Below are 20,718 nucleotides of genomic sequence, written 5' to 3'. Positions count from 1 at the left end.
CCCTCACCTTTCGAGGTTGAGGCGGATCGCGACCGACCGCGCATGGGCATCGAGGCCTTCGGAGACAGCAAGGGCGATCGCCGCCGGGCCAAGGGTGCGGAGCTGCTGAGGCCCAAGGCGCAGGATCGAGGTGCGCTTGACGAAATCGAGCACCGAAAGGCCGGACGAGAAGCGCGCCGAACGCGCCGTCGGCAGCACATGGTTCGAACCGCCGACATAATCACCGATCACCTCAGGCGTATGGGCGCCGATGAAGATCGCGCCGGCATTGCGGATGCCGTCGAGCAGCCGGTCCGGATCGGCGACGGCGAGCTCCAGATGCTCGGCAGCGATACGGTTTGCCAGCGGAATGGCCTGTTTCAGGTCGGAAACGAGGATGACTGCGCCGAAATCGCGCCAGCTTGCCGCCGCCGTCTCGGCGCGGTTCAGCGTCTTCAGCTGGCGTTCGACGGCCTGCTCCACCGCCTTGCCGAATGCGGCATCGTCGGTGATCAGGATCGCCTGGGAACTGACATCGTGCTCGGCCTGGGCCAAGAGGTCGGCTGCGATCCAATCCGGATTGTTGTCCTTGTCTGCAATGACAAGCACCTCGGAGGGGCCGGCGATCATGTCGATGCCGACGGTGCCGAAGACATGGCGCTTGGCGGCGGCGACATAGGCATTGCCGGGGCCGGTGATCTTGGCGACCGGAGCGATCGTCTCGGTGCCATAGGCAAGAGCCGCGATCGCCTGGGCGCCGCCGACACGATAAATCTCCGTGACACCGACAAGCTTGGCGGCGGCAAGCACCGCCGGATTGACGGCGCCGCCGGTGGCAGGAACGGCGATGACGATGCGATCGACGCCGGCGACCTTGGCCGGCACCGCATTCATCAATACCGAGCTCGGATAACTCGCGGTGCCGCCCGGAACATAGAGCCCGACCGCTTGGATCGCCGTCCAGCGCGAGCCGAGACCGACACCCATATCGTCCTCGTAGATATCGTCCTTCGGCAGCTGCCGGCGATGATGGGACTCGATGCGCAGTGCGGCGAGCTTCAGCGCCCCCAGCACTTCCGAAGGCACCGCCTCGACGGCGGCGTCGATCTCTTCAGGCGTGACACGCATCGGGACGGTGGCGTAATCGATGCCGTCGAATTTCAGCGAATATTCGGCAAGCGCCACATCGCCACGGGCGCGCACGTCATCAATGATGGCGCGAACGACCACGTTCACATCCTCGGAGACTTCACGCTTCGTCGTCAGAAAGGCGGCAAAATGCTGCTCGAAACCTTCCGATGCCTGATCCAGCCAGATTGCCAAGGTCGATATTCCTTCCCAACTCGAAACTGCGATGTTCAAACTTTAGGGCGTCAAACACTCATTGTTTTATGCATGTCGTTATCCCGGAACCGCTGCACACTTCCGGGCGACATGCATTAGCGGTGACGAGGCTTGGAGGAAGCCTCCCAGGCGCCGCCGATATCGGCCAGCTGGACCTCGATGCATTCGACATCGAGCGCAATCGAGGCGGTGCCGGACAGGGACAGCTCGATCGTGCCCTCCGGCCCCTCGCCCTTTTGCTCGAAGAGCAGCGCCAGCAGCGACAGCACCTCGTCGCGTTTGCCGCGATCAATGCCGAGCGAACGGACGGCAAGCACGCGCTTGAAGACCAAGGCAGCACGACGGCGCTCGAAACCCTTGCGCTTGCGCTCGGCACCTTCCCAGACGAAACGATTGGCGGCAAGCGCGAACTGCGCGCCGCGCGGCGACCAGTCGATGTCGCCGACCTTGAAGACGCTGTCCTGCATATGCGCGGACATGATCGCAAGATCCTCGTTATCGAGCGCAACAAGTTTCAGGTCGGTCATTCAGCCTCATCCCATAACCGGCCAAGGCCGGGCACCGCCGGAATGGCGATGCGTCAGACAAGGGAAATAAGGCGCGGCGACCAATTACGCAACCGGGATGAACGGTGCTTACTCGCTGATGCGCTCGACGATGGCGCCGCAGCGGGTCAGCTTCTCCTCGAGCCGCTCGAAACCGCGGTCGAGGTGATAGACGCGGGAGACCGTGGTTTCGCCCTCGGCGGCAAGACCGGCGATGACCAGCGAGACGGAGGCGCGCAGATCGGTCGCCATAACAGGCGCGCCGCGCAGGCGTTGGACACCCTCGATCTTCGCCGTCTGGCCGGACAGCGAGATCCTGGCGCCGAGGCGGGCGAGCTCCTGCACATGCATGAAACGGTTTTCGAAGATGGTCTCGGTGACATGCGAGACGCCGGAAGAGCGGGTCATCAGTGCCATGAACTGCGCCTGCAGATCGGTCGGGAAGCCCGGGAAAGGATCGGTGACGATATCGACCGGCCTGATGCCGGCGCCGTTGCGCTTGATGCGCATGCCATTGTTGGTCGACGAGATTTCCGCGCCGGCCCGGCGCAGCGTTTCCAGCGCGGTTTCGAGCAGCGCCACATCGGTATTTTCGAGCACGACGTCGCCGCCGGCCATGGCGACGGCCATCGCATAGGTGCCGGTCTCGATGCGATCCGGCAGGACGCGGTGGCGGGCGCCGGAGAGCGAGGTGACGCCTTCGATGGTGATCGTCGCGGTACCCGCGCCCGATATCTTGGCGCCCATAGCGTTCAGGCAGTTGGCGAGATCGACAACCTCAGGTTCGCGGGCGGCATTGCCGATGACCGTCGTGCCGCGGGCAAGCGTTGCCGCCATCATCACCACATGGGTGGCGCCGACGGAAACCTTCGGGAAGGTGTAGCGTGCGCCGATCAGGCCGCCGGCAGGCGCCTTGGCGTTGATATAACCGGCATCGATCTCCATGGTCGCGCCGAGCGCCGTCAGGCCTTCGATGAAGAGATCGACGGGGCGCGTGCCGATGGCACAGCCGCCCGGAAGCGAAACGCGGCAATGTCCTTCGCGCGCCAGCAGCGGGCCGATGACCCAGAAGGAAGCGCGCATCTTCGAGACCAGCTCATAGGATGCTGTGGTATCGACGATGGTGCGGCAGGTGAAGTGGATTGTGCGCGAATAGGAATCTTCCTGGCGCTCGCGGCGGCCGTTGACGGCGACATCGACGCCGTGATTGCCGAGGATGCGCATCAGCAGCTCGACATCGGCCAGATGCGGCACATTTTCGAGCGTCAGCGTGTCGCTGGTCAGAAGCGAGGCGATCATCAGCGGCAGTGCGGCATTCTTGGCGCCGGAAATCGGAATGATGCCATTCAGCTCATTACCGCCGACGATTCTGATACGATCCATGTGCGCTTACGGGCAGCGCCCGCCTTTCCTGAAAGTTCTGCCTTGAAATAAGGAGTGAGGTGTTTAGGGGATTTATCGAGACGCTTCAATTCGCGACGGACGGAACATTACGATTCGTCCATTTTTGCGGCGGGCAGCCCATTTGTTTCGTCGGCTTGGCCGGAACGGCGGGCGCGCACCTGCTGTTTGCGCCGCCCCAGATTTTCCCTGAGCTTTTCGGCGGCGCGCTCGCGGCGCAGTTTCGCCTGTGCCTCGATCGCCTGTTTGCGGCTCTGCTGGCCGGTTTCGGTCTTTTCATTCATGCGACAGGATTAGCCGAATTCGCGCCGATCCAAAAGGCCCTTGCATCTCAATCCACGCGAAGTTGGAATTTGCGGCTTGCGCTGGCCGCCAAGCTGTGGCAATAGCCCCCCGTTCTCGCGATTGAGCCACACGGCTCGCACGGGTCCTGGTCCTGCTGCCGTAGCTCAGTGGTAGAGCACACCCTTGGTAAGGGTGAGGTCGGTGGTTCAATCCCACTCGGCAGCACCAGTTTTCTTTCAACAAATTCAGTTGGAAGACTGGCAACGCGTCCGGCGCGATCTCGCACAAAACAGCATCAAGAGTACTCGTGGCGGCCCTGAATGGATATTCAGCTTGGGAAGGTTCGTGAACCCTTGAGCAAATTCAAGCGACGTTTCACTACGATCAACGCCGAAGTCCCCCATGAACACTACGGATATCGGGCAATACTAAAATGCGATTGTGAAGAGAATTGCGGCAAATCAAACTCCGCCGCGCCCCTTGGTAAAACCATGACTTGGTTTCCCCCTGACTGGGATTTTGCCCATCTCTCCATGGTAGGCAAGAATTCATCTTCCGAAAAGGATATATCGACCGTCACCCTCGGAGCTCGCCGTTTGGCGGACTTCGCAAAGCCGTCAAAATCATGAGCGGTTATGCGGTGGGTCTGGTTAAGATCGCACCATTTACGGACCCACCATACCCACAGATCTGCTGCCTGCAGCGGAAGAGAGTTCTTGTCGCTTTCGAAGGTGGGTATTCCAGCGTAGCGCTCTCGCATCATGTCGCTTCGGTTCTGCATGTATTCTGGCCAAAGCTTATCAACCACTTTCCCGCTTGAGATTTGATCCATGTGAAACTGAACCGTTTCATCCAAGGGGATCAAGTCTGCAAGCTTCTCTCTTTCAAGATGGAATTTGTCCAACAGGCAGCGAAACGCGATCCAGTAATAGTTCGGCCGATCCCATTCCACGATCTTACCAGGAATATAGATCCGCCTCATGGCTCGTTCAAAATCAGACTTATGGAAGCGCGCTGAAATGTACGCTGCGACATAAAGTTGCATTACGCTATAGAAAAAGCCGACCTCTTCAAGATTGTGAGCCATTTCTTGCATGTGAAAATATCGAAGCCCAGACTCGTCCACCCGACCAAATCGCCATAAGTAGGATTGCCACTCCGTAGAGAACGAAGCCCACTCCTCCTTGGTTGATATGCAGCCGCCAATAACGTAGGCATCCTTATCCGGCGAGTAGCTTTCATCAATGTATGCGTGCCAACCCACTACAAATCTCCTGCTCAGAAACAAGCAATAAGAAACCACCCCTTCAAGGGGCGATCAACGATGGGGACAATTGTCGACGGACCACAGGCGACCCTTGGTAAGGGTGAGGTCGGTGGTTAATCCCACTCGGCAGCACCAGTTTTTCGGTAAGAATATGACCTCCCTTTGCGCCCCTCGGCAAAACTAGTGACAGCTGGGAAGCAGCACGCTGTTGTTTGCGCAGTCGGGAATCTCGGTTACCTCGAGATAGTAAGATATAAACGGCGAAAACTGCCACAGTTCAATCAGTTCTCTGGTGACCAACACTTCGTCCTTAATTGGCGCGTGAAGCCACGAAAAAGTTCCATCGAATATACCTTCGACATACCACCGATCAAAAGTCTTAGACAAAACATAGGCAGCAACATCTATCGCCGTGCCTTCATCCTGGGGTGTCAGGGTCGCCCGCAAATATTCCCGCTGGAGTCGTGGCACGGTTTCAATGGAGAGACGCGTCAGCAGAGCGTCTTCAGCAGACACCTCTGCCCCGCGGGCGAGGACCGGCATTGCCAAGGCCCCACAGAGAAAAGCAGTCTGGATCAGATTTCGACCGAAACCCATGTGGAGCCCTCAGCTTCGACAGCATGGTAGCGATGATGCCGCGCCGGCGCCATGCGATTTGGTTGCACCCTCCAAAAATTCCCCTCGGGTTGGGAGTCATGATTGCAGATTCCAATGGAATTCCTGGCCCGCGCCCACCGATCGCTTGGTGAATCTCATCAAGAGGACATTTCGCCTCATCAGCCCCAATGCATTCCACCATTGCTGACCGCAAAAATCACGCTAGACTATTAACTATCGCAAAGTCTCCCCGGAGGAACTGGGAGATGCTGCGCTTCGTTTCTGTCGACAATCGTGGAGGAGCGTCAATGGCAACTGAAAGATGGAACAGCCCGGTCACGGTCGGCTTCGAAGGTGCCGATGCGCGAACGGTCAATGGGCCGTTCGATGCGCTGAAGTGCCTGGCGGATCTGTGGCCGAGTATGCGCGGGCTTCGTTATATCAAGGCCCGCAGCGCCTGCCGGGCGGCGCTCGACGGGCGCAAGAGCGTGGAAGAAGCAAGAGCCGAGTTTCTGGCGGCCGCCGAAGAGGCGAAGCTGAAGCTGCATTAACAGTTCGGCAAGGAATTTCGGGCGATTTTCGCCTTCTGGGCGCGCAAGCGTGCCGGAACGGAACAATGCTTTAATTTTAGTTTAACCCTGCAACAAATGCGTGCCGGGTTTTGGTGCAAGGGGCGTTGCGCCTGCTACAGGTGCATCAATAGAAGATGACCAGCCATCATGATGATGGTTAGAGGCTCGTCACCTCTGCGGAAACGCAGGCGAGCCTCGTCCGAGCAAAGCGGATGCCTTAGCAGTCCGCGCCCTCATTCTCAATTTCGACATAACCGACGCCGATGATCGTGCCGTCCGCCGCGCGGATGAAGGAGGGGAGATAGTGGGGCTCTACCGGTGTGCAGGCGACGGCACCGGTATATTCGTTGAGGGCGATCTGGTCCTTCGGCAAAGCGGAATAATTCGTGCCGGTTTCCAGCGAAGCATGGGCGGAGCCGGCAAAGACACCGCAACCCACTATCAAGGTGGTTGCCCAGAGGCGAGGAAGCAACTGCATGAGAGTCTCCAGCGTTTAGGTCCGGCATTTCAACACGCAGAGGAGCATTTTGGTTCCCTCGTCCAACAGAAAGACATGCGCGTGCGGCTGTTCCAAAACCGCTGCACAGTTTTGTGCGACATGCATTAGCGTCGCAGCAGGCGACCACGCACATAGCCTCGGCCGACGACGCCCTCGGCGATCTCGATCGCCCGCTCGACATCGCCCCGCCGGCGCACGAAACCTTCCAGGATGACATAGGAGCCCGACATGCTGACGGTGATTTCGCCGGCTTCGAAATCGGCGGCCGCATGAAGGGCGCTCTCCACCGAGGCCCGCGTCGCGGCATCGCTGTGGCCCTGCCGGCCGGGCTCGTCATGCCCGTGAATGCTGGAAAGCCGAGCACCGTGAACGTTTCCTGATGTTGGTTGATGTCTGTTAACGCGACAGCGACTCATTTCGTTGCGTCCCCCGGAAAAGACGAGCCTGCTCGACAGCGATACCTGCGCGGTGGCATGGGCTACCCTTGGCGAAAGTCGCCGCGGCTTCCATATCTGGCGGCAATCTGAGAAGGATGACAACGATGAAAGCGCTTCTGCTCGCCTTGTTAACCGGGGCATTGCTTGCCGGCTGCTCTTCGGCCGATACGCCGGCGCTGGAACCCATTCCTGGCAGCATTACCTATGGCGGCCAGCCGCGAACAAAACTTGCCAAGTCGCCGGTCGGCAGCGCCGTCTACAACCAGTTCTACAACGGGACGGGACAGCGCGTGGAGGAAACCTATATCCTTCAGCCCGACCGCAGCCTGAAGCTGGTGCGGCGCGAGATCGGCCCCGATTTCCCCGACTGAGATGTTGCTCGCGCGCCAGATCGCTTGACAGCGGCGGCAATCGCGAACATTCAAGGAACATCTAATCTTTCCGCGGTGATTCTGCGGGAGCCCAACCGGACGGCTGGATGTATCTCGAAAAGCTCAATCCGCAGCAGCGCATGGCCGTCGAGCACGGCACGCTCACCGACGGCAGCCATATTGCCGGGCCGCTGCTGGTCATTGCTGGCGCCGGCTCCGGCAAGACGAATACCTTGGCGCATCGGGTCGCCCATCTGATCGTCAAAGGCGCCGATCCCCGCCGCATCCTGCTGATGACCTTCTCGCGCCGGGCAGCCGCCGAGATGGCGCGACGCGTCGAGCGTATCTGCCGCGACGTGCTTGGTGCGAATGCCGGCGTCATGGCGGACGCGCTTTCCTGGTCCGGCACCTTCCACGGCATCGGCGCGCGGCTGTTGCGCGACTATGCGGAGCAGATCGGTCTCGATCCTGGGTTTACCATCCACGACCGCGAAGACAGCGCCGATCTGATGAACCTGATCCGGCACGACCTCGGCTTCTCGAAGACGGAAAGCCGCTTTCCCACCAAAGGCACCTGCCTTGCCATCTATTCCAGGGCGGTGAATTCCGAAACCGCGCTCGACCTGGTGCTGCGCGACGTCTTTCCCTGGTGCGCGACGTGGGAGAAACAGCTGCGCGAACTTTTCGCCAGCTATGTCGAGGCCAAGCAGAGCCAGAACGTGCTCGATTACGACGACCTGCTGCTCTACTGGGCGCAGATGGTCGGCGAAGCGATGATTGCTGAGGATATCGGCAGCCGCTTCGACCATGTGCTGGTCGACGAATATCAGGACACCAATCGGCTGCAGGCCTCGATCCTGCTGGCGCTAAAGCCCCAGGGCCAGGGGCTGACCGTCGTCGGCGACGACGCACAATCGATCTATTCCTTCCGTGCCGCGACAATACGCAATATTCTCGACTTTCCCGCCGCCTTCAGCCCGGCCGCCAATATCGTCACGCTCGACCGCAACTACCGCTCGACGCAGCCGATCCTCGCGGCCGCCAACGCCGTCATCGATCTCGCCTCGGAGCGCTTCACCAAGAACCTCTGGACCGAGCGCCAATCGTCCGAGCGGCCGCGCTTGGTCACGGTGCGCGACGAGGCCGAGCAGGCGCGCTACATCACCGACATGGTGCTCGACAATCGCGAGGAAGGTGTGACACTCAAGCAGCAGGCCGTGCTCTTCCGCGCCTCGCATCACAGCGGGCCGCTGGAGGTCGAGCTGACCCGGCGCAACATCCCCTTCGTCAAATTCGGCGGGTTGAAGTTCCTCGACAGCGCACATGTGAAGGACATGCTGGCCGCCCTTCGCTTCGCGCAGAACCCGCGCGACCGGGTGGCGGGCTTCCGGCTGATGCAGATCCTGCCGGGCGTCGGGCCGTCGACCGCGCAGAAGACGCTCGATCTGATGGCCGAAGACGCCAGCCCGATTTCTGCTCTCGCTGCCATGCCGGCACCGCCGCGCTCCGGCGAGGACTGGACAATGTTCGTTTCGATGCTGCAGGAGCTGAAGACCGGCAAGGCCGGCTGGCCGGCAGAGATCGGCCTGGCACGGCAATGGTATGCGCCGCATCTGGAACGGCTGCACGAGGACGCAGCGACGCGGCAGGCCGACCTGCTGCAGCTCGAGCAGATCGGCAGCGGTTATGCCTCGCGCGAGCGTTTCCTCACCGAACTCACCCTCGATCCGCCGGACGCGACCAGCGACCAGGCGGGCGTGCCGCTTCTCGACGAAGACTATCTCATCCTGTCGACCATCCATTCCGCCAAGGGCCAGGAATGGACGAAGGTCTTCATGCTGAACGTCGTCGACGGCTGCATACCGAGCGATCTCGCCGTCGGCACCACCGCCGAAATCGAGGAGGAACGTCGGCTGCTCTATGTGGCGATGACGCGCGCCCGGGATGGTCTTGACCTCGTCGTGCCGCAACGCTTTTTCACCTATGGGCAGAATTCGCAGGGCGACCGGCACGTCTATGCCTCACGCAGCCGCTTCATTCCGGCCACCCTGCTGCAGTTCTTCGAGGCCTGCAACTGGCCTCAGGGAAAATCGGAGGCAGCTCAAGCCCAGGCGCGGCAGGTGCGCATCGATGTCGGCGCCCGCATGCGCGGCATGTGGCGATAACTGGATAGCGTTCAGAGTGAAAGCGGCGGCTCGGCCGGTTTTAGGAATTGCTCGACCCTAGCCACCTCCACAGCCTCGACTGATGCCGGCGACCATTGCGGATTGCGATCCTTGTCGATGACGGCAGCGCGGATGCCCTCGAAGAAATCCGGATTATCCAGCATCTGCAGACAGGCGCCGAGTTCACGGCCGAGGCATTCGGCAAGCGAGGCGCTGCGGCGGCCGGCTCTGAGCAGCCGCAAAGCGAGCTTCAGGCTGGTCGGCGAACGCGTCAGCATCACCCGGCGCGTCTCAGCGGCGAATTCGCCTTCCTCCTCGGCGAGTGCTGCCAGGATTTCCTCGACGCTGTGGAAACGGAATGTGCGATCAATCACCGCCGCGTTCTGCCGCAGCCGACCTTCTCCCGCGGGCTCCGCAAGAGCTTGTAACACGGCATCAACATCGCTCGACGTGCTGGCGCGCGGCAGCGCCGAGAGAGCATCGCTCACTTCGCCCAGCCGCGACGAAGCGATCTGAAGGTCGGCAAGGCGAGCGTGGATCGCGTCGGCAGCGCCGATATCGAGCCCCGTCAGGCCGAGCCATGTTCCAGCCTCGCCGGGGCCACGCGGCAGCAGCCAGGTGGCGCCGACATCCGGGACATAGCCGATGCCGGTTTCGGGCATGGCAAGCCGCGTGCGCTCGGTGACGATGCGGTGGCGGCCATGCGACGACAGGCCGACGCCGCCGCCCATGGTGATGCCGTCCATCAGCGCGACATAGGGTTTGGGATAGGCGGCAATCATATGGTTGAGGCGGAACTCCTCACGCCAGAAGCTTGCCGCCAGGCCATCGCCGGCGCGGGCGCTCTCATGCAGGGCGCGGATATCGCCGCCGGCACAGAAGCCGCGTTCGCCCTCTCCCGTCGCCACGACGCTCGCCAACTCGGGATCACCGGCAAAGTCGTGAAGGGCCGCAGTGATCGCCCGGATCATCGGCAGGGTCAGGCTGTTCAGCGCCCGCGGCCGGTTGAGGCGGATGATAGCAGCAGTCCCTCGCCGCTCAATGATGACTTCGCCGTCTTGCATGGTCCACCTCATCTGTTGAGACCATGAATAGACGACGGTGAAGCATCACTCCAGTCGATTTGCGGCGGATCGAGAGTTCGTTCAGGCAGACAGCGAATTACGGGCGGAGGCATCAGCCTCGCACCGGGCGGCGTAATCGATGGCAAGTTCGAGCGGCAGCGGCCGCGAGAAATGATAGCCCTGCGCCAGACGAACGCCCATCGCCTTCAATCCCTCGGCGATCTCTTCGCTTTCGACGCCTTCGGCGACGGAGGCGATGCCGAGATTCTGGCAGAGATTGGCGACCGAGCGGGTGATGTTCATGCGGCGGGCATCGCGATCGAAATTCATCACGAAGGACTTGTCGATCTTCAGCTTGTCGAAGCCGAGACGATGAATATGGCTGAGGCTCGAATAGCCGGTGCCGAAATCGTCGAGCGCAATCGAGATGCCGGCAGCGCGCAGCATAGTGATCACCTGGTCGGCAGTGTCGAAATCGGAGAGCAGTGCGGTCTCGGTAATCTCGAATTCGATGCGCTTCGGATCAATGCCCGAGCGGGTGATCATGGCCAGCAGCGCCATTGGCGCGCCGTCTCCTTGAGCACGAGGTCGCCGGCGGCATGGCCGAAGACGTCGTTAACAGGCTTGAAGCCGTCGAGATCGAGAATGCCGAGGACGGGCGGCGAGGACGGATTCTTCTGCAGCCGTTTTTCCAGCGAGAGAAAGAAGCTGCGGCGATTGGCAAGGCCGGTCAGCTGGTCATGCAGCGCATTGCGGCTGTTGACGAGGTTCAGTTCCTCGGCCTCCGCCTGCTTCTTCTTCAGCTCCTCGGTCAATTGCACGAGACCGACGAAATTCTGGAAATAGCTGTTGATCACCCTGAGGAAGGGCAGGATCAGGAAGAGGCCGCTGATGGCCGTCGCCACGAAAACGGGATTGCCTGAGAACAAGAAGGTCGCGACCATGGCCGAGAAGGTGATGACCGTGGTGAGCGCCGCCGCCATCGGCAGGTGCATCAGGCAAAAGATGCAGGAAATGCCCGTCACGACGAGGAAATAGGCGATCTGGCCCTGCTGGGAAGCGTCGCCATATTGGTAAAGCGCGATCGCCCAGCTGCCGAAAGCGACGGCCAGGATGCCGGCCCCTGATATCGTGAGCTTCATCAGCCTGTAGGCCCGCTCGGCGGTGACGTTTTCCTTGCCCCGGATCTCCCACCAGCAGAGACGGAAGACACAGACGACGCTCAAGGCCACGGGAATGTAGAGCGAGAGCCAAAGGGGCGCGGATTTGAGGTGGGTGATCGCCACCGCAAGGGCGTTGATGACCAACAGGACATAGAGAATGGGAATCTGCGACGACAGGGCCCTGAACTGCGCCAGCAGAAGCGTCGGATTGTCTTTTTGCAGCTGCAATGAGGCCAGAAAGTTCTTCATCTTCTCTTTTCCGTTGGCCAGAGCCAGCCAGAGAAAGCTTGATTTTTCCTTATTCACGTGACGGCATGCGGCCCCCGCGGGCGCGGGGATGATAAACGGGTTCCTGGATCAGAAGGACGCGGCGGCGAGTGCCCGGTGGATGCTGTGCAGGTCGTCGACATTCTTGTTCGAAAGGAACAGTTCCCAATCGAGCGAGCTCTGGACGATGGTTTCCAGCGAATCGTATTTGGGCTTCCAGTCGAGCACCTGCCGGGCGAGGGAAGCGTCTGCGACGACGCTTGCCGAATCGCCGGCGCGCCGGGGCGCCATGTGGATCTTGAAGGAATGTCCGTGCAGGCGGGTGACCATGTTCAGCACGTCGAGCACGGAATAGCCGCTGCCATAACCGCAATTGGCAACGAGTGAACCCTTATCCCTGCGCAGGTGCTGCAGCGCTTTCAGATGCGCATCGACAAGATCGCTGACATGGATGTAGTCGCGCACGCCGGTGCCGTCATGGGTGGGATAATCGATGCCGTAGACATTGACGCTGTCGCGCCTGCCGAGCGCTGCCTCGCAGGCGACCTTGATGAGGTGCGTGGCGCCTGAGGTCGACTGGCCGGCGCGGTGGTGCGGGTCGGCGCCGGCGACGTTGAAGTAGCGAAGCGCGACATAGTTGAAATCATAGGCGGCGGCGGCGTCGCGCAGCATGAACTCGGTCATCAGCTTCGACTGGCCGTAAGGATTTTCCGGATTGAGGGGGGCCGTCTCCTTCACCGGCAGGTCGGTCTTTTGCTGGCCGTAGACGGCCGCCGTCGAGGAGAAGACGAAGTTGCGGATACCGGCCTTGACCGAAGCGCTCAGCAGCGCCCGGGTCTTGCCGGAATTGTTGTCGTAGTAGGAGAGCGGATCGGCGACCGAGACCGGGACGACGGCGGAGCCGGCGAAATGGATGATCGCCTCTATGTCGTTTTCGATGAAGACCTTTTTCAAAATATCGGGATCGGCAACGTCGCCGAGATAGAAGCGCGCCGCCGGCGCCACGGCCCAGCGAAAGCCTGTGGAGAGACGGTCGAGCACGACCACATCCTCGCCTGCATCCAGCAGCGCCCAAACCATGTGACTGCCGATATAACCGGCCCCGCCCGTCACCAAAACCGCCATGTCCCGCATCCCTGCTTTTTCGTTTTTTAGAAGCAGGGGCATCAGGCGCCAGTTTTTCTTTCCAATTTTCTTATCTCACGGCCTTTGGAAGGCCTTTGAACGGGTATGTTTGGAGTCGTGGTTAGAGGCCGATTTCGGGCTTTGCTAGAGTTTTATCGATCCGGCGATTTCGGCACAAAATCGGCTTGGCCGACGCTTCTCAGAGCTTGAGGATATAGTTGCAGAGGCGCTCGGCCGCGACCGCAACCTGCGTGGGGTCACGTAGGAAGCAGGCGCGCAGGAAGAGTTCGCCGCCCGGTCCGAAGGCTGTTCCGGGTGCAAGCCCGACGCCTGTCTTGTCGACGATGTCGAGCGCTGCCTTGCGGCTGTCGGCGACGCCGTCGATCTTCAGGAAAGCATAGATCGCGCCATCCGGTTTCAGCGTCTCGACGCGGTTCGTGGCAATTAGCGCATCGCAGAGGATATCGCGGGAGCGGGCCGCCTTGGCAATATTGGCAGCGACGAAATCGTCGCCTTGATCAAGGGCTGCGACAGCGCCCTTCTGCATGAACTGCGCCACCCCCGATGTCGAATACTGAATGAGGTTTTCGAGCACCTGGCCCATTTCAGGGGGCGCGACGATCCAGCCGACGCGCCAGCCGGTCATCGACCAGTTCTTCGAGAAGGAATTGACGAAGATGATCTTGTCGCCCTCGTCCATCACATCGAGGAAAGAGGGCGCGCGGCCGCCGGCAAAATAATAGCGGGCGTAGATTTCATCTGCGAGGATCCAGAGGTCATGCTTGCGGGCAAGCGCCAGGATATCGCCAAGATCCTGCTTCGTTGCCGTCCAGCCCGTCGGGTTCGACGGCGTGTTGATGAATATGCCCTTGGTCTTCGGGGTGATCGCGGTTTCGATGCGGCCAAGATCGACCGCCCATTTGCCACCTTCAAACTGCAGCTCGACACTGAGCGAACGCGCACCTGCTATCTCGAGGGCGGCGGCAATGTTCGGCCAGGAAGGCGAGAGGTAAACCAGTTCGTCGCCGGGCGAGGTCAGCGCCTGCACGGCGATCTGGATCGCCTGCATGCCGGAGCCGGTGACGTAGAAATGCTCGACCGGAAGCCGGATTTCGAAATGTCTGTTGTAATAATCGGAAAGCGCCTGGCGAAGCTCCGGAATGCCGCGCTGCCAGGTGTAAAAGGTCTCGCCGGCGGCAAGCGCATCCATCGCCGCTCTGCTGATGAATTCAGGCGTCGGCAGATCGCCCTCACCCACCCAGAGCGGCAGCAGGCCTTCGCGGCCACGGGCATAGTTGACGAGTTCGACGATCCCGCTTTCGGGCGCCGCCAGGGCGCGCGGGCTGAGGCTGCTGACAATCGACATGCATATCTCCGGTTTCCGCCTTCATAGCGGATTTGCGCCGGCAAATCCCATGACATCCAGTGATGGCATATCGATTTTGGTGATGAATAAGCCCGGCCGAAGCGGACGGGATCAAGCCGTCGGGCGCGTGGCGAGAAGATCGCGGATTTCCGTCAGCAGCTGAACGTCTGCCGGCGGCGCTGGCAGCTCCTCCGGTGCCGCCTTTTCCTGGCGCTCGACCTGGGCACGCAGGGTGTTCACGCCCTTGACCATCAGAAAGATGATCCAGGCGAGAATGAGAAAGTTGATGAGCACGGTGAGGAAGCTGCCATAGGCAAACACCGCTCCCTGCTCGCGGGCGGCGGCGAGCGACTGCGCGTTGACGGCCGACGAGAGTGGGAGGAAGTAATTCGAAAAATCGAAGCCGCCGAAAATGGCGCCGACGATCGGCATAATAAGGTCATCCACCAAAGATTTGACGATGCCGCCAAAGGCGCCGCCGATGATGACGCCGACTGCAAGATCCATGACATTGCCACGGGCGATAAAGGCCTTGAACTCATTGAGCATCGGATCCGTCTCCCTTTGATACAATTGTGTTAATTAGCTACATCTTCATTGCAATTAATCAATCGGCAATCGCAATTATTCGGCAATACCTCCCCTGCGGTCTTTGACTTAAGGCCTAGACGGCCAGCAATTTTCAAAGCGCCTGAAATGACTTAAGCTGGCCATGTACGGGAGGTCCGGCGGGTTTTCTGCCGGCGGAGGGTCAATGCTTCCAGGCTGGGTCATATTCGCGTCTGCCTTCGGCTATCTGCTCCTGCTTTTCGCCGTGGCAAGCTATGGCGACCGCAAGAAGCGCGGCCCCGGAGCACTGGAAGGCGGATGGCCGGTCGTCTATGCGCTGAGCCTTGCGATCTACTGCACTTCCTGGACCTATTTCGGCAGCGTCGGGCTTGCGGCGCAGCGCGGGTTGGAGTTTGCCGGCATCTATATCGGCCCGATCCTGGTCTTCACCCTCGGCATGCCGCTGCTTCGCCGCATCATCGAGCTCGCCAAGGCAGAGAAGCTCACCTCGGTCGCCGATTTCGTCGCGGCGCGCTACGGCAAGAACCCGACGGTCGCCACGATCGTCGCACTGATCTCGCTGATCGGCGCCATTCCCTATATCGCGCTGCAGCTCAAGGCGATCTCCAGCACCGTCAGCGCCATGGTCAATCCCTCCGATTACGGCATCGGCAGCGGCAATCTCTATTTCCTCGACCTGCCGCTCGCCGCAACGCTGGTGCTTGCCTGCTTCGCCATCATGTTCGGCACGCGGCATACGGATGCGACGGAGCATCAGGATGGCCTCATCCTCGCCGTCTCGATGGAATCCGTGGTCAAGCTCGTCGCCTTCCTGACGGCCGGCGTCTGCGTCATCTGGTTTCTGTTCGACGGTCCGACCGATCTCTGGCGCAAGACCGTCGACAACGAGCTGGTCATGTCGGCGCTCAGCTACCATACGCCGATCAGCCGCTGGATCACCCTGATCATCTTGTCGGCCTTTGCGATCATCCTGCTGCCGCGGCAATTCCACGTGACGGTTGTCGAAAACCGAACCCCGAAACAGCTGAAACTCGCAGGCTTCCTGTTTCCCACCTATCTCATCGCCATCAATCTCTTCGTGCTGCCGGTGGCGATCGGCGGGCTCTTGACCTTCGGCGGCACCGGCAATGCCGATTTCTACATGCTGTCGCTGCCGCTTGCCGGCCAGATGCCTCTGATTTCACTGATCATCTTCATCGGCGGTTTCTCCGCCGCAACGGCGATGGTCATCGTCGATTCCGTCGCACTGTCGATCATGGTGTCGAACGACATCATCATGCCGATCTTCCTCAGGCGCAAACTCGCCGGCCGCGCCGGCCAGCGCGACAATTTCGCCAAGACGCTGCTCAACATCCGCCGCAGCGCCATCTTCGCCGTGCTGCTGTTCGGCTACGCCTATTACCGCTCGACCGACAGCACCGCCGGCCTTGCCTCGATCGGCCTTCTCTCCTTTGCCGCGATCGCGCAGATCGCCCCAGCGCTTTTCGGCGGGCTGATCTGGCGGCGGGCGAATGCGCGCGGCGCGATCCTCGGGCTGACCTCCGGCTTCGTCATCTGGATCTACCTGCTGTTCCTGCCCTCGCTCGGCGGCCCCGATTATTCCTATGTGGCGAGCGCCGTGCTGGGCTTCATCTTTCCCGGGACGACATTGTTCACCGCGCCCGACGCCGATCCGCTGGTCAATGCGACGGCGATGAGCCTGCTGGTCAACAGCGCCTTCTTCGTCGTCGGCTCGCTCACCCGCAACGCCAAGCCGCTGGAGCGCATCCAGGCCGGCATTTTCGTGAAGCGGCATTCGCGCTCGCAATTTGCCACACGCGGCTGGAAGACCCGCATCAGCGTCGGCGATCTCAAGGCGGCGATCTCGCGTTATCTCGGCGAAGAGCGCATGCAGCGCTCGCTGACGACCTACGAACAAAGCTCCGGCCGCAAGCTCGAAGATGAACAGCCGGCCGACATGGCGCTTATCCACTTCAGCGAACAGCTGCTCGGCAGCGCCATCGGCTCGTCCTCGGCCCGGCTGGTGCTGTCGTTGATCCTGCAGAAGATCGAGGATGCTTCTTCCGACACCGCTTGGCTGCTCGACCAGGCGAGCGAGGCGCTGCAATATAACCAGGACATGCTGCAGACGGCGCTTTCACAGATGGACCAAGGCATTGCCGTCTTCGACAGTTCCAACCGGTTGACGATCTGGAACCGGCGATTCCGGCAATTGCTGGACCTGCCGGAGAATGCCGGCCAGGTCGGTTTTCCCTTGTCCGAAATCGTCACGACGCTCAGCCAGCGCGGCGACATCGCGCCCGGCGATCTCAGCCAGACTGTCCGGCATTTCCTGACGCTCGACAAACCTTTCTCGCTGGTGCTCGGCGGCGGCGAGCGGATTATCGAGGTGCGCTCCAATGCCATGCCCGACAAGGGCATCGTCGCCACCTTCACCGACATTACCCAGCGCGTCAGTGCCGATAAAGCGCTGAAACAGGCGAATGAGACGCTGGAGCAGCGCGTTGCCGAACGCACGGCCGAGCTTACCCGAGTTAACCGCGAACTCGGCGAGGCGCGCGCCGCCGCCGACGAGGCGAATATTGGTAAGACGCGCTTTTTCGCCGCCGCCGGCCACGATATCCTGCAGCCGCTCAATGCCGCGCGGCTCTATTCCTCGGCTTTGGTCGAGCGCATGGCGCAATCCGAGAACAGCCCGATCGTGCGCAACATCGATTCGGCGCTGGAATCGGTCGAGACCATTCTCGGCGCGGTGCTCGATATATCCAGGCTCGATACCGGCGCCATGCGGCCGCGGCTCGCCTCCGTCGCGCTCTCCGACCTCTTGGAGCGTATTCAGACCGATTTCGCGCCGATCGCCCGCGAAAAGCGGCTGAAGCTGGTGGTCATGCCAACGTCGTTACGCGTCCGCTCCGACCCCAACCTGCTGCGCCGGTTGGTGCAGAACCTGGTCTCCAACGCCATCAAATACACGATCACCGGCAAGGTGCTGGTCGGGGCGCGGCGGCGCGGCAACCAGGTGATCATCCAGGTGATCGATTCCGGTATCGGTATCCCGCCGTCGAAATTCCGCACCGTGTTCAAGGAATTCGCGCGGCTGGACGAAGGCGCGAAAACCGCCTCCGGCCTCGGGCTCGGCCTGTCGATCGTCGACCGCATCGCCCGCGTGCTCAACCATCCGGTCGAGCTGCAGTCGACGCATGGCAAGGGCACGGAATTCCGCATTGCCATGCCGCTCGACGTCTCGCGCCCGGCCGCGGCGGCAGCAGCGGTTGCTCCCGCCGACCGTCCGGGCCAGCCGCTGGGCGGGTTGAAGATCCTCTGCATCGACAACGAGCCGAAGATCCTCGAAGGCATGCGGCTGTTGATCAGCGGCTGGGGCTGCGAGGTGGAGGCGCTCAATTGCCTCGCCGAGGTCACCACCGTCGATGGCCAGGAGGGACCGCCTGATATCGTCATCGCCGATTATCATCTCGGCGACGGCACCGGTATTGCCGCGATCCTGCATCTGCGCCGGCGGTTCGGCGCCGATATCCCCGCTTTGCTGATCACGGCAGACCGCACGCCGGAGGTGCGCAGCGAGGCCGAGCGATACGGCATCGCCGTCCAGCACAAGCCGGTGCGGCCGGCGGCGCTGCGCGCCTATATCACCCAGATTTCCGGCCTCAAGCGCGCCGCCGCGGAGTAACACAAAAACTTAGAGCATTTCCGTTTTTCTCCGAAACACGGAGATGCTCTATCTTCTTGTTTTCACGCAATTCCGGACGCAAAACCGCTACGCACTTTTGCTGAGATTGCTCTAGTCCGTTGCGCTCATGACACGCGCAACCAGATCACGCACGCGCCTTGTCGCCGGCACGTCGCCAAACAGGATGCGGTATATAATCGGCGCCACGACTTGGTCCATGACGCGCTCGACATCCGGAAAGACCTCGCCGCGGGCCTTTGCCCTCTCGGCGATGACGCCGATCTGCTGGCGGGTAAATTCAGCGCATTTGCAGGCGTTCGCGCCCGCCTGCGCCGCCAGCACGTCGCGGATCATCTCGCGGCCCGGGCCGGAGGACATTTCCTCGGCATATTGCTCGGCCCAGGTTTCGAGATCGGCCTTGCCGCTGCCGGCATCGATCGGCTGCATATCCGGCCGCAGCCGATCGACGGCGACATCGGCGAGAAGCTCCTGCAGGTCGCCCCAGCGGCGATAGATGGTCGATGGCGTTACCCCCGCCTTGCCGGCAATCAGCGGGATCGTCACCTCGGCGCGGCTCATTTCGGCCATCAGCTCACGGACCGCCTTGTGTACCGATGCCTGAACCCGGGCGCTTCTGCCGCCCGGACGGAGATTCTCTTTCACTGTCATGCCTGCAATCGTCTTTCGCCCTTTGACCTCGATGGTTCAAAATCTTTGACAGACCTATTAACGCAAATAATTTGCTTTTATGAAATGCCCGCTCTACATAAGCTAACGCAACGGCTTAGCTTTAAGAGGCTTATAAATGTTCGCCGCAGCCAAATCCACCGAGAATTCGCCGCGCGCCTCGATCGGCTTTCATGCGCTGACGCTCGCGACCTTCTTCGGCGCCTCCGCCGCACCGACGCCGCTCTATCGGATCTATCAGGAAAACTTTTCCGTCGCGCCGGTGCTGATCACAGTGATCTTCGCGGTCTACGCCTTCGCTCTGCTGGCGGCGCTGCTGATTGCCGGTTCGATCTCGGATCACCTCGGCCGCAAGCCGGTGATCTTTTTCGCCCTAGTGCTCGAAATCGTCGCCATGGGCCTCTTCGTCGTCGCAAGCGGTCCCGCCTGGCTGATCGCAGCGCGGATCGTGCAGGGGCTGGCAACGGGGATCGCCGGCGCCTCGATCGGAGCGGCGCTCGTCGATGTCGATCGGGCAAAGGGACAGATCGTCAACTCGATCGCGCCGCTTTGCGGCATGGCGGTGGGTGCGGTCGGCACCAGCGCCTTGATCCAATATGGCCCCTTCCCGATGCATCTGGTCTATGCGCTGTTGCTCTTGGCCTTCACGCTGCAGGCCGCCGCCATCTGGCTGACAGGCGAGACCGGCGGCACGCGGCCGGGTGCTCTCGGCTCGCTGATACCGCGGGTCACCATTCCCAAGCAGGTGAAGCGGCCACTCTCGCTGGTGACGCCGATCAATATCGCCAACTGGACGCTTGCCGGCTTCTATCTCTCGCTGGTCCCGTCCTTGGTCGCCAGTACAACCGGCAGCCGGGCGCCGCTGACGGGTGGAGCCGTCGTCACCACGCTGATGGTGAGCGGAGCAATCGCCGTCTATCTCAGGCGCAGCAAGACGGCCTCGGCCAATCTCGCTTTCGGCGTGTCGGCCAAGGCGATCGGCATCCTGACCGTCGTTGCCGGCGTGCATCTCGCCAATGTGCCGCTGCTGCTGATCGGCACGATTTTCACCGGCGCCGGTTTCGGCACCAATTTCCTCGGTTCGATCGGCACCATTATGCCGCTCGCCAAACCGGACGAGCGGGCCGGGCTGCTGTCGGCCTTCTATGTCCAGAGCTACCTCGCCTTCAGCCTGCCGGCGATCCTGGCCGGATTTCTGGCAAAGTCGGCCGGTTACGCATTGACGACGGATATCTATGCGACGGCGATCCTGCTTTTGATGGGCGTCGGATTGGTGAGCATTCGCGCCGACCGGCGGAAGGTCGCGGGGAGTGCTGCCTGACAGTC

17 protein-coding genes, 1 tRNA gene and 2 pseudogenes are annotated in these 20,718 nt (G+C 61.3%); 6 read left to right on the top strand and 14 right to left on the bottom strand.

Annotated elements, in window-relative coordinates; all coding sequences use genetic code 11:
- Window positions 1–3: 3 nt before the first annotated feature.
- From hisD to HFO71_RS07850, 4 genes are all read right to left on the bottom strand, one after another.
- Window positions 4–1,302, bottom strand: a complete 1,299-nt coding sequence (gene hisD, locus HFO71_RS07865) for a histidinol dehydrogenase (protein ID WP_131639773.1) — start codon at window positions 1,300–1,302, stop codon at window positions 4–6.
- Between the two features lie 116 nt (window positions 1,303–1,418).
- Complete coding sequence (locus tag HFO71_RS07860) at window positions 1,419–1,850, bottom strand: DUF2948 family protein (RefSeq protein WP_131639774.1); 432 nt, start codon at window positions 1,848–1,850, stop codon at window positions 1,419–1,421.
- Between the two features lie 108 nt (window positions 1,851–1,958).
- Window positions 1,959–3,251 carry a UDP-N-acetylglucosamine 1-carboxyvinyltransferase gene (murA, locus tag HFO71_RS07855; protein WP_020048399.1) on the bottom strand — a complete coding sequence of 431 codons (1,293 nt, stop codon included), beginning with the start codon at window positions 3,249–3,251 and terminating at the stop codon, window positions 1,959–1,961.
- Window positions 3,252–3,358: 107 nt separating this feature from the next.
- Window positions 3,359–3,553 (bottom strand): hypothetical protein, encoded by a 195-nt coding sequence (locus HFO71_RS07850; protein ID WP_003556333.1) that lies wholly within the window; start codon window positions 3,551–3,553, stop codon window positions 3,359–3,361.
- 154 nt (window positions 3,554–3,707) lie between these two features.
- Here HFO71_RS07850 and HFO71_RS07845 point away from each other — a divergent pair.
- Window positions 3,708–3,782 (top strand) — tRNA-Thr (locus tag HFO71_RS07845).
- 181 nt (window positions 3,783–3,963) lie between these two features.
- Here the strand turns inward: HFO71_RS07845 and HFO71_RS07840 are convergent.
- Window positions 3,964–4,818, bottom strand: coding sequence for a DUF3800 domain-containing protein (locus HFO71_RS07840; RefSeq protein ID WP_221987782.1), 855 nt, complete (start codon window positions 4,816–4,818; stop codon window positions 3,964–3,966).
- Window positions 4,819–5,001: 183 nt separating this feature from the next.
- Window positions 5,002–5,418, bottom strand: a complete 417-nt coding sequence (locus tag HFO71_RS07835; RefSeq protein WP_131639776.1) for a hypothetical protein — start codon at window positions 5,416–5,418, stop codon at window positions 5,002–5,004.
- Window positions 5,419–5,726: 308 nt separating this feature from the next.
- On the opposite strand from HFO71_RS07835, the gene HFO71_RS07830 reads away from it, so the two are divergent.
- The gene (locus tag HFO71_RS07830) at window positions 5,727–5,969 is read left to right on the top strand and encodes a DUF982 domain-containing protein (RefSeq protein WP_131639777.1); all 243 of its coding nucleotides are present in this window, start codon (window positions 5,727–5,729) and stop codon (window positions 5,967–5,969) included.
- A gap of 238 nt (window positions 5,970–6,207) precedes the next feature.
- On the opposite strand, the gene HFO71_RS07825 is transcribed toward HFO71_RS07830, so the two are convergent.
- On the bottom strand, window positions 6,208–6,468 hold the full coding sequence (locus tag HFO71_RS07825) for a hypothetical protein (protein ID WP_132613092.1): 261 nt from the start codon (window positions 6,466–6,468) through the stop codon (window positions 6,208–6,210).
- A gap of 125 nt (window positions 6,469–6,593) precedes the next feature.
- Window positions 6,594–6,853: pseudogene (locus tag HFO71_RS07820) on the bottom strand (BON domain-containing protein).
- Window positions 6,854–7,021: 168 nt separating this feature from the next.
- Between HFO71_RS07820 and HFO71_RS07815 the strand changes: the two are divergent.
- Both HFO71_RS07815 and HFO71_RS07810 read left to right on the top strand, forming a co-directional pair.
- Complete coding sequence (locus HFO71_RS07815; protein ID WP_221987781.1) at window positions 7,022–7,297, top strand: hypothetical protein; 276 nt, start codon at window positions 7,022–7,024, stop codon at window positions 7,295–7,297.
- A gap of 107 nt (window positions 7,298–7,404) precedes the next feature.
- On the top strand, window positions 7,405–9,462 hold the full coding sequence (locus tag HFO71_RS07810) for an ATP-dependent helicase (protein ID WP_221987780.1): 2,058 nt from the start codon (window positions 7,405–7,407) through the stop codon (window positions 9,460–9,462).
- Between the two features lie 11 nt (window positions 9,463–9,473).
- Here the strand turns inward: HFO71_RS07810 and HFO71_RS07805 are convergent, their stop codons facing one another.
- The 5 genes and pseudogenes from HFO71_RS07805 to mscL all read right to left on the bottom strand — a co-directional run bounded on the left by HFO71_RS07805 (window position 9,474) and on the right by mscL (window position 14,996).
- Window positions 9,474–10,526, bottom strand: coding sequence for an enoyl-CoA hydratase/isomerase family protein (locus tag HFO71_RS07805; RefSeq protein ID WP_168337676.1), 1,053 nt, complete (start codon window positions 10,524–10,526; stop codon window positions 9,474–9,476).
- Between the two features lie 81 nt (window positions 10,527–10,607).
- Window positions 10,608–11,938 (bottom strand): annotated as a pseudogene (locus tag HFO71_RS07800) (bifunctional diguanylate cyclase/phosphodiesterase).
- Window positions 11,939–12,046: 108 nt separating this feature from the next.
- A complete protein-coding gene (galE, locus tag HFO71_RS07795; protein ID WP_077977726.1) occupies window positions 12,047–13,081 on the bottom strand; it encodes a UDP-glucose 4-epimerase GalE in 1,035 nt (344 codons plus the stop codon).
- Window positions 13,082–13,280: 199 nt separating this feature from the next.
- Window positions 13,281–14,447, bottom strand: coding sequence for a pyridoxal phosphate-dependent aminotransferase (locus HFO71_RS07790; protein WP_077977512.1), 1,167 nt, complete (start codon window positions 14,445–14,447; stop codon window positions 13,281–13,283).
- A 111-nt stretch (window positions 14,448–14,558) separates the two neighbouring features.
- Window positions 14,559–14,996 (bottom strand): large conductance mechanosensitive channel protein MscL, encoded by a 438-nt coding sequence (gene mscL / locus HFO71_RS07785; protein WP_017958900.1) that lies wholly within the window; start codon window positions 14,994–14,996, stop codon window positions 14,559–14,561.
- A 205-nt stretch (window positions 14,997–15,201) separates the two neighbouring features.
- Here mscL and HFO71_RS07780 point away from each other — a divergent pair, with 205 nt between their 5' ends.
- Window positions 15,202–18,705, top strand: a complete 3,504-nt coding sequence (locus HFO71_RS07780; protein WP_221987779.1) for a PAS domain-containing hybrid sensor histidine kinase/response regulator — start codon at window positions 15,202–15,204, stop codon at window positions 18,703–18,705.
- A 111-nt stretch (window positions 18,706–18,816) separates the two neighbouring features.
- On the opposite strand, the gene HFO71_RS07775 is transcribed toward HFO71_RS07780, so the two are convergent.
- On the bottom strand, window positions 18,817–19,374 hold the full coding sequence (locus tag HFO71_RS07775; RefSeq protein ID WP_221967613.1) for a TetR/AcrR family transcriptional regulator: 558 nt from the start codon (window positions 19,372–19,374) through the stop codon (window positions 18,817–18,819).
- A 136-nt stretch (window positions 19,375–19,510) separates the two neighbouring features.
- Here HFO71_RS07775 and HFO71_RS07770 point away from each other — a divergent pair, with 136 nt between their 5' ends.
- A complete protein-coding gene (locus HFO71_RS07770) occupies window positions 19,511–20,713 on the top strand; it encodes an MFS transporter (RefSeq protein WP_221987778.1) in 1,203 nt (400 codons plus the stop codon).
- Window positions 20,714–20,718: the final 5 nt, after the last annotated feature.

It is taken from the genome of Rhizobium laguerreae, assembly GCF_019778565.1.
GTDB classification, from domain to species: Bacteria; Pseudomonadota; Alphaproteobacteria; order Rhizobiales; family Rhizobiaceae; genus Rhizobium; species Rhizobium laguerreae.
This window is presented reverse-complemented; position numbering and strand designations above follow the sequence as displayed.